This window comes from uncultured Pluralibacter sp., assembly GCF_913775985.1.
In the GTDB taxonomy this organism is placed as follows: Bacteria; Pseudomonadota; Gammaproteobacteria; order Enterobacterales; family Enterobacteriaceae; genus Pluralibacter.
The window spans coordinates 1-9014 of sequence record NZ_CAJYMB010000102.1; the positions used below are offsets into that span (position 1 = coordinate 1).

The 9014-nt window shown below is 59.8% G+C and carries 7 protein-coding genes; 3 read left to right on the forward strand and 4 right to left on the reverse strand.

The window, feature by feature from the left end; translation table 11 throughout:
* Positions 1 to 232 precede the first annotated feature (232 nt).
* Positions 233 to 1681, forward strand: a complete 1449-nt coding sequence (gene ansP, locus QZ766_RS12720; RefSeq protein ID WP_297202511.1) for an L-asparagine permease — start codon at positions 233 to 235, stop codon at positions 1679 to 1681.
* A gap of 66 nt (positions 1682 to 1747) precedes the next feature.
* Here the strand turns inward: ansP and QZ766_RS12725 are convergent, their stop codons facing one another.
* Positions 1748 to 2806: a YncE family protein gene (locus tag QZ766_RS12725; RefSeq protein WP_297202513.1), complete on the reverse strand. Its 1059-nt coding sequence runs from the start codon at positions 2804 to 2806 to the stop codon at positions 1748 to 1750.
* 283 nt (positions 2807 to 3089) lie between these two features.
* Here QZ766_RS12725 and pqqU point away from each other — a divergent pair, with 283 nt between their 5' ends.
* A complete protein-coding gene (gene pqqU / locus QZ766_RS12730; RefSeq protein WP_297202515.1) occupies positions 3090 to 5195 on the forward strand; it encodes a TonB-dependent receptor PqqU in 2106 nt (701 codons plus the stop codon).
* A gap of 45 nt (positions 5196 to 5240) precedes the next feature.
* Here pqqU and QZ766_RS12735 read toward each other — a convergent pair whose 3' ends face one another.
* The 3 genes from QZ766_RS12735 to QZ766_RS12745 form a co-directional block, all read right to left on the reverse strand.
* Positions 5241 to 5900: a GntR family transcriptional regulator gene (locus QZ766_RS12735; RefSeq protein WP_297202517.1), complete on the reverse strand. Its 660-nt coding sequence runs from the start codon at positions 5898 to 5900 to the stop codon at positions 5241 to 5243.
* A 207-nt stretch (positions 5901 to 6107) separates the two neighbouring features.
* A complete protein-coding gene (locus tag QZ766_RS12740; protein WP_297202519.1) occupies positions 6108 to 7142 on the reverse strand; it encodes an NADP-dependent oxidoreductase in 1035 nt (344 codons plus the stop codon).
* A 67-nt stretch (positions 7143 to 7209) separates the two neighbouring features.
* The gene (locus tag QZ766_RS12745; RefSeq protein ID WP_297202521.1) at positions 7210 to 7785 is read right to left on the reverse strand and encodes an XRE family transcriptional regulator; all 576 of its coding nucleotides are present in this window, start codon (positions 7783 to 7785) and stop codon (positions 7210 to 7212) included.
* Between the two features lie 94 nt (positions 7786 to 7879).
* Here QZ766_RS12745 and QZ766_RS12750 point away from each other — a divergent pair.
* Positions 7880 to 9014, forward strand: a 1135-nt coding sequence (locus tag QZ766_RS12750) for a DUF2235 domain-containing protein (protein WP_297202524.1), incomplete at its 3' end; no start/stop codon positions are given.

The window sequence follows — 9014 nt, forward strand, 5'->3', positions numbered from 1 at the left end:
CTTTTGAATGATTGGTGATGCAGTTAACAATCATTCAAAAGTGAATAACTTCAACAGGGTTATATTTTGCGTCGCTAATCATTTGCAGGTAGGATGCTTCGCCAGGTTTTGCCTTATCTCGACGTCAGAATGCTGAGAAAGTCAGGACATTGCGCTGTCGGACGCAATCGTTTAACCGTCCGCTGTTTTAGGGCCCCCGGCAGGGGTAATGACAGGTAATTCAGGTATCCTAATGAGTAAACAACACAATAGCGCAGCGGAGCAACACGCTGCCAAGCGCCGCTGGCTTAACTCTCATGAAGAGGGTTACCACAAAGCGATGAGCAATCGCCACGTGCAGATGATTGCTATTGGCGGAGCCATCGGCACCGGCCTGTTCCTCGGCGCGGGCGCGCGCCTGCAGATGGCCGGCCCTTCCCTGGCGCTGGTCTATCTGGTGTGCGGTATCTTCTCCTTCTTTATTCTCCGCGCGCTCGGGGAGCTGGTGCTGCACCGCCCCTCCAGCGGCAACTTCGTCTCTTACGCCCGTGAATTCCTCGGTGAAAAGGCCGCCTACGTGGCGGGCTGGATGTACTTCGTCAACTGGGCGATGACCGGGATTGTCGATATCACCGCGGTGGCGCTGTATATGCACTACTGGGGCGCGTTTGGCGACGTGCCGCAGTGGGTGTTCGCCCTCGGCGCGCTGGCGGTGGTTGGCACCATGAACATGATCGGCGTGAAGTGGTTTGCCGAAATGGAGTTCTGGTTCGCCCTGCTGAAAGTGCTGGCGATTGTGATTTTCCTCGTGGTCGGCACGGTGTTTCTCGGCAGCGGCAAGCCGCTGGACGGCAACGCCACCGGTTTTCACCTGATAAGCGATAACGGCGGCCTGTTCCCGCACGGCCTGCTGCCGGCGCTGGTGCTGGTACAGGGGGTAGTATTCGCCTTTGCCTCTATTGAGCTGGTTGGCACCGCCGCCGGCGAGTGTAAAGATCCGCAGACCATGGTGCCGAAGGCCATCAATAGTGTTATCTGGCGCATCGGCCTGTTTTACGTTGGTTCAGTGGTTCTGCTGGTGCTGCTGCTGCCGTGGAACGCCTATCAGGCCGGACAGAGCCCGTTTGTCACCTTCTTCTCGAAGCTCGGCATTCCTTACGTTGGCAGCATCATGAATATCGTGGTGCTGAGCGCGGCGCTCTCCAGCCTCAACTCCGGTCTGTACAGCACCGGCCGCATTCTGCGCTCCATGTCGCTGGGCGGTTCGGCACCGAAATTTATGTCGAAGATGAGCCGCCAGCACGTGCCCCACGCGGCGATCCTCGCCACCCTCGCGGTCTACGTGCTGGGCGTGGTGCTGAACTATCTGGTGCCCTCTCAGGTGTTCGAAATCGTCCTCAACGTGGCGTCGCTGGGCATTATCGCCTCCTGGGCATTTATCATCGTCTGCCAGATGCGCCTGCGCAAAGCCATTAAAGAAGGCAAATGCGCCGACGTCAGCTTCAAGCTGCCGGGCGCGCCGGTGACTTCGTGGCTGACGCTGCTGTTCCTGCTAAGCGTGCTGGTGCTGATGGCATTCGACTATCCGAACGGCACCTACACTATCGCAGCAATCCCGGTGCTGGCGGTGATTCTGGTGGCGGGCTGGTTTGGCGTGCGCAAGCGGGTTAACGCTATTCAGGTTGAAGCCGCAAAATCGTAGTTTACACGCGGGTAATAAAAGAAAGGGAAGGCCTCGGCCTTCCCTTTTCGTATTCTGCATCGCCTGTCAGAGCGCGATGCGGATAACGTCGTCCGGTGCGGTAGCTTCTTTTTCGCGGCTCGACTCCTGCTTAACGCTGACGTAGAGGGTTTTACCATCTGCGGAAAGCGCCAGGCTGTTCGGGCGCGGCGGCGTGTCGAAGGTTTTCACCACTTTATTGGTTTTCGCATCAATAACGCTGACTTTCCCTTCCAGGCGGTGGGTCACGTATACCTCGTTGCGGGCCGGGTTAAACAGCACCGCCAGCGATGCCGGCGCCGCAATCTTATTCAGTACTTTGCCGTTCTGGTAATCCACCACCAGCACTTGAGGCTGTTTAAAATCGGTGATGTAGGCGCGGTGGCTGGCCTTGTCGAGGGCGATATTGAGGAACGAGTGTTCTTTGCCGTCAGCGTCGAGCTTGTGGCGCGACAGCACGCGGTTGCTGGCGGTGTCGATAGTAATCAGCTCGCCTTCACCACTGACGGTGTACAGACGCTTCGCGTCGCTGTCGAGCGCCAGCGCGGTGGTGCGGGTGCCGAGGCCGTCAATGGTGGCCTTCAGCTTCATGGCCGCGCCGTCAACCACCCAAATCACGCTCTCTTTGCCCACGCCGGTGATGTAGACGGTGTTGGTTTTGTCATCGGTTACCAGCTCGCGCGGCGCCAGCGGACGCACGGTTTCGCTGCGCTGGCGGCCGTCCAGCACCACGCGCCCTTTAATATCGCCAGTTTTCGCATCTACCGCCGTTACGGCGCCGTTAACGGTATTGCCAAACCACAGCACCTGGGTCTGGTTATCAATTGCGGCACCGAAAGGTTTCAGATCGCTGTGGATGGTCTGGGTGATCTCCAGAGTAGCGGGATCCAGACGATAAACCACGCCGCCTTTATCCTGGCGACTCTGGGAGGTGGCTACCCACAGCGCGTTCTCCGACGGGCTAACCGCCATTTCATACGCGCCCTTTCCAACAGGCTTGCGCAGCTGTTCGTCGGCGGCGTGGGCGCCGAACGCGCCAGTGAGCAGTAAGGAACTGAGCAGCAGCGTGCGGCGCAGCGGTGAAGCGATAAGCTGAGGTAATGACATGACGACTCCCTTTGAGAAAACAGGCGCAGCGCTGCGCCTGAGGTGAAAAAGTGCCATCGGGCAATGTGCAGTTCGGCACTCTCTTGATTTTGAACACTAATGAGAATAGTAATCATTTGTGAAGACATTGTGGAGTTCTATTTCTTTTTTTGCGCAATTCCGCCGCAATTGCTAAGCAAAATCAGCAAATCGCGAGTGCAAAGTACTGTAAAGATGTAAATAAACGGACAAACCCTTTACCATATCGACACCGATTCCATTTGCGCCATCAAATGAGAAAGATATGAAAATCATCACTGTTCGCAGGGCCGCCCTTTCGGCTTTGCTATTGCAACTTATTCCCGTCACGCACGCAGCAGACAGCCAGACGATGATCGTGACCGCCTCGCCGCAGGGGGTTTCCGAGCTGGATACGCCGGCCGCGGTCAGCGTGGTTAACGGCGACGACATGCGCCAGGCGGCACCGCGCATTAACCTCTCCGAGTCTCTCGGCGCCGTGCCGGGCCTGCAGGTGCAGAACCGGCAAAACTATGCTCAGGATCTGCAGCTGTCGATCCGCGGCTTCGGCTCGCGCTCGACGTTCGGCGTGCGCGGGATCCGCCTGTACGTCGACGGTATACCGGCCACCATGCCGGACGGCCAGGGCCAGACGTCGAATATCGATATCAACAGCATCGACCACGTTGACGTGCTGCGCGGGCCCTTCTCTGCCCTGTACGGCAACTCCTCCGGCGGGGTGATTAACGTCACCACCCAGACCGGCCAGCAGCCGACCACCGTTGAAGCCAGCAGCTATTATGGCAGCTACGGCACCTGGCGTTACGGCCTGAAAGCCAGCGGCGCCACCGGCGACGGCACTCAGGCGGGCGACGTGGACTACACCGTCTCCAGCACCCGCTTCACCACCCGCGGCCACCGCGACCACAGCGGCACCCGTAAAAACCTGGCCAACGCCAAGCTCGGGGTGCGCATTGACGACGCCAGCAAGCTCACGCTGATGTTTAACAGCGTGGACGTAAAAGCTGACGATCCGGGCGGACTCACCAAGGCCGAGTGGCGCGACAAGCCCCGCCAGGCACCGCGCGGCGAGCAGTTCAACGTGCGTAAAAATCTTAAGCAGACCCAGGCCGGGCTGCGCTACGAGCGCGCGCTGACCGCGAACGACGATCTAAGCGTGATGATGTACGCCGGCGAGCGCCAGACGACCCAGTATCAGTCAATCCCCATGGCGGCGCAGAAGAAGCCAACCCACGCCGGCGGCGTGATTGACCTCGACCGGCACTATCAGGGCATAGATACCCGCTGGACCCACCGCGGCGAGCTGCTGGTGCCGATGACCTTCACCACCGGGCTGGACTATGAAACCATGACCGAGCAGCGCCGGGGCTATGAAAACTTCCACCTGGTGAATGGCGCGCCGGACTACGGCCACAAGGGCAACCTGCGCCGCAAAGAGCGCAACCTGATGTGGAACGTCGATCCCTATCTGCAAACCCAGTGGCAGCTTACCGATAAGCTGAGCCTGGACGCGGGGGTGCGCTACAGCTCGGTCTACTTTGATTCCAACGATCACTATATCCGCCCTGGCAACGGCGACGACAGCGGCGATACCAGCTATCACAAGTGGCTGCCGGCCGGCTCGCTTAAATACGCAATCAACGACGCGTGGAACGTGTATGCCTCCGCGGGCCGCGGCTTTGAAACGCCGACCATTAACGAGCTTTCCTATCGCTCTAACGGTGAAGGCGGCCTGAACATGAACCTGCGCCCTTCCACCAATACAACCGTTGAAGTGGGCAGCAAAACGCGCATCGGCAACGGGCTGTTCAGCGCCGCGCTGTTCAAAACGGATACCGACAATGAAATCGTGGTCGACAGCAGCGAAGGCGGACGTACCAGCTACAAAAACGCCGGCAAAACCCGCCGCCGCGGCGCGGAGCTGGCGCTGGATCAGCAGTTCGGCGAGAGCTGGAAGCTGAAAGCAGCCTGGACCTGGCTGGATGCCACCTACCGCAGCAACGTCTGCAACACCGGCAACTGCAACGGCCACCGCATCCCCGGCATTGCGCGCAATATGGGCTACGCCAGCTTCGGCTACGCGCCGGATCTGGGCTGGTACGCGGGCAGCGATATTCGCTATATGAGCGGCATTATGGCTAACGATGCCAACAGCGCGCGGGCGCCGAGCTGGACGGTGGTTGGGCTGAATACCGGCTACAAGTTCGGGGCAGGAAACTGGGTGATGGACGTGTTTAGCCGGGTTGATAACCTGTTTGACCGCAAGTACGCGGGGTCAGTCATCGTGAATGAATCCCAGGGTCGTTACTACGAGTCAGCCCCGGGCCGAAACTACGGCGTAGGGCTGTCGGTCTCTTATCAGTTTATGTAGGTCTGGAAAAGATCGGGTGTCGGCGGGTCCGGCACCTGACTTCTCTCAGTTGTAGTACTGACGCTGGATCAGCGCCGCGTCACGCTCGATAGCGCTGCAAATCGCCGCCGCGCTCTTCGCACCGTCGCCCTGCTCGAGGGCGGCAAATAGCTCATCAAAGAAACGCTGCTGGTTTAACATCTCACAGGGCAGCGACTGCAAATAGTTAAAGCACGGTCCGATGCGCACCCACAGCTGTTCTATCATCGTTGTCAGGGTCGGCATCTCCGCATAATTGTAGAGGCGAAAGTGAAACGCGCAGTTGGCCTGCAGCGCTTTAGCCATGTCGCCTTCGGACCGCGCCGCCGTAAAGGCCTGCACGTAGCCGCGTAAATCCGCCAGCCGGCTTTCGTCCATTCTTTCAGCTGCGGCCGCCGCCGCCATACCTTCCAGGTTTTTTCGGATCTGATTCACTTCTTTAAAACGCGCCAGCGTGATTTCCGGTACCAGAAATGCCTGCGCGTGGGTTGCCTGCAGCGCGCCGGCGGAAACCAGCCGCAGCAGCGCCTCGCGTACTGGCGTAATACTGGTGCCGAGCTGCTCGGCAATTTCGCGGGTAATCAGTCGGATGCCGGGTTTAAGCGACCCAACGATTAGCGCGCTTTTTAAATTCACTTCAACCTGCGTGGTGAGGCTCATTCTTTGGGCTTTCTCAAAATCGGGCATACGTGTTCCTGTTTCTATTATCACAGTCCCCGTGGCGTTCGGGGGCGAACCTGGTGTTCGATAAAAGAAAGGGAGTATCGTCATTATTATTGACCTTCAGGCGGGCCATATTATTAAAACCACTGGACAATACGCTGAATTAATTAAAGCCGCTGACGGGGAATTTGCACGAAAAAAAGCGGTGCAGAACGCACCGCTGCTGTATTTTTAGTCATCTTCTGAAATACGCACGATGGCTTTGCCGAAATTTTGTCCTTTCAGCAGCCCGAAGAAGGCCTGCGGCGCATTTTCCAGCCCTTCAGTAATATGTTCCCGATAGTGGAACGCCCCCTCTTTTAACCACTGCTCCATAGCCTGTTGAAATTCACCGATGCGGTGGCCGTAATCCTGATTAATAATAAATCCCTGCATGCGGATGCGCTTTTTCAGCAGGGTGGCCATCAGCAGCGGCAGGCGATCCGGCCCGTCCGGCAGCCCGGTGGCGCTGTAGCCGCTCACCAGTCCGCATACCGGCACTCTGGCCGAGGTGTTAAGCAGCGGCAGGACGGCATCAAATACCTTACCGCCGACGTTTTCGTAATAAATATCGATGCCCTGCGGGCAGGCGGCGGCAAGCTGTGCGGCAAAGTCATCTGCCCGGTGATCGAGACAGGCGTCGAAGCCCAGCTGCTGTACCGCGTAGTCGCACTTCGCTTTACCGCCGGCAACGCCAACGACCCGGCAACCTTTCAGCTTGCCAATCTGACCCACCGTGGAGCCCACTGGCCCGGTAGCGGCGGCAACCACCAGCGTCTCTCCGGCTTTTGGCTGGCCGATGTCCAGCAGCCCCATATAGGCGGTAAAGCCCGGCATGCCGGTGATGCCCAGCGCCCAGGAGGGATGTTCCGGCGCGTCGCCGAGCTTCACCAGATCTTCGCCGCGGGAAATAGCGTAATTCTGCCAGCCGTCGTAGCCCAGCACCCACTCGCCCTCTTTGAAGTCAGGATGGCGCGAGGCGGCAACCCGGCTGACGGTGCCGCCCACCATCGTGGCGCCAACCTCGACCGGCGGCGAGTAGGACGGCGCGTCGCTCATCCGCCCGCGCATGTACGGATCGAGGGAAAGATAGACCGTGCGCAGCAGCACTTCGCCCTCGCCGGGCTCGGGGATGTCGCTCTCTTCGAGACGGAAATTATCTGCAGTCGGCTCACCGACCGGGCGCGACGCCAGCACCCAGCGGCGGCGGGAATTTTCAAAAGTCATGGTTATCTCCTTTAAACATTGCGGGGGTTATCTGAGACTAGTCCCGCCGACCCGCTCTGGATTGGCATTACGAGCCGGAATGGTTGAGGCGTACGATCAGATAAATGCAGGGACTGTCGCTGTCGTTAACGAAGCGGCAGTCGCTCGGCGGCCCCAGCTCCAGGCAGTCGCCGGGGCGCATCGCGTGTTGGGTATCACCTTCAATAAACAGCAGCGTACCCTGCTGGAGCCAGATCAGCTGGCGCGCCAGGGCGTAAGATGAGGCGGGCATCGGAATATCGCTGCCCGCAGGCAGTTCTATCTGCACCAGGTCGATGGGCAGATCGCTGCGGGGCGAGACGTGGCGGCGCAGGTAGTGGCTGAGCGGATCCCGCCACACCGGCTGGTTTTCAAAGCGCAGTAGCTTGCCCTCCTGCATTTCGGCGCGGGCTATCAGCGTTGACATGCTGATACCGAACGCCCCGGAGAGGCGCCCGAGCAGCGCCGCGGTGGGGCTGCTGTCTCCGCGCTCAATTTTGTGGATCATCCCCCGGGAAACCCCGGCTTTGTCGGCCAGCTCGCTGAGGGACCAGCCGCGGGACTCGCGTTCGATGCGGATGCGGGCGCTGATGCGCGCGTTGAGTGTGTCTTCGATAGTATTCATAACGTAATACTATAGTATGCGAGCGGGATTTCCAGATGACGCTGCCGGCAGAATTGTCTACAGTGGACCTTCTCCCTCTCCCGAGGCTATCGCCATGAATAAAAATATTATTTTTTGCGCGGACGGCACGTGGAATACGCCGAACCAGGACGACGACAAAGACGGCCTGCCCGATTTTACCAACGTCTGGCGGCTCTACGGTGACATTGAAGGTAGCGCCGTTGCCGTTAATCCGGACCTTACCGACGAATATCAAAAAGCCCTCACCGACGCCGGCGGCAGCATGATTCAGGTCGCCCATTACATTCACGGCGTCGGGGATTCGCGCAACTGGCTGCTGCGCATGCTCGGCGGTATTTTTGGTGCGGGCACGATTTGCCATATCGTGCGCGGCTATCTGTTTATCTCCCGCCACTACGCGTCCGGAGACCGTATCTACCTCAACGGTTTCAGCCGCGGGGCGTATACGGCGCGCGCGCTGGCGGGCATGATTGCCAAATGCGGGTTGCTCAATCCGGCTACGGTCAATTTTGACGATGAGGCAAGCGCCTGCTCCCGGGCGGTGGCGGCGTGGATCCGCTATCGTCAGCATTCAGGCACGCCGCAGCCGCTGGTGGCCCGCATTCTTGAACAGCTGCCGCAGCTGTTTCACCGCCCGATTGATGACGCAGACCTGCTGCCCGACGTGCCGGTTGAAGCGGTGGCGGTATGGGAAACCGTCGGCGCGCTGGGCATCCCGCGCTACGCCAGCGAGCGGCGGCTTGATGTCTACCAGTTTGCCGATACAAAACTCAGCGACCGGGTGCGCTTTGGCCGCCAGGCCATCGCCATTGACGAGGAGCGCCTCGACTTCACGCCCACCTGCTGGCAGCCGCGGGACGGCATCGTGCAGGCGCAGTTCGCCGGGATCCATTCCGACGTCGGCGGCGGCTATCCTTCTGCCGGGGACGGCAACGGCCTGTCGAACATCAGCTACCGCTGGCTGCGGGACGAGCTGATCGCCCTCGGCGTGAAGGTGAAACAGATAGCACGCCCCGAGGATCCGTTCGGCGGCATCCACTGCGAATGGGGCGGCGGCAAACCGTGGCTAACCAGCCCGCGCGTGCTGCCCTCGCCCGTCTCGCCGGGCATGATGCTCCATCGCTCGGCGGCGACTCGCCTTGAAAGTCCCCGGCCCGCGCCGGTGATGCAGCCCGGCGGCGCGTGGCGCGATCAGCTGTACCGGCCCC

Excerpts from the sequence above, each read along its gene's own strand:
- QZ766_RS12740 (WP_297202519.1), bottom strand. The coding sequence starts at position 7,142 with ATGACTTTTGAAAATTCCCGCCGCCGCTGGGTGCTGGCGTCGCGCCCG.
- QZ766_RS12735 (WP_297202517.1), bottom strand. The coding sequence starts at position 5,900 with ATGCCCGATTTTGAGAAAGCCCAAAGAATGAGCCTCACCACGCAGGTT.
- pqqU (WP_297202515.1), top strand. The coding sequence starts at position 3,090 with ATGAAAATCATCACTGTTCGCAGGGCCGCCCTTTCGGCTTTGCTATTG.
- QZ766_RS12745 (WP_297202521.1), bottom strand. The coding sequence starts at position 7,785 with ATGAATACTATCGAAGACACACTCAACGCGCGCATCAGCGCCCGCATC.
- QZ766_RS12725 (WP_297202513.1), bottom strand. The coding sequence starts at position 2,806 with ATGTCATTACCTCAGCTTATCGCTTCACCGCTGCGCCGCACGCTGCTG.
- ansP (WP_297202511.1), top strand. The coding sequence starts at position 233 with ATGAGTAAACAACACAATAGCGCAGCGGAGCAACACGCTGCCAAGCGC.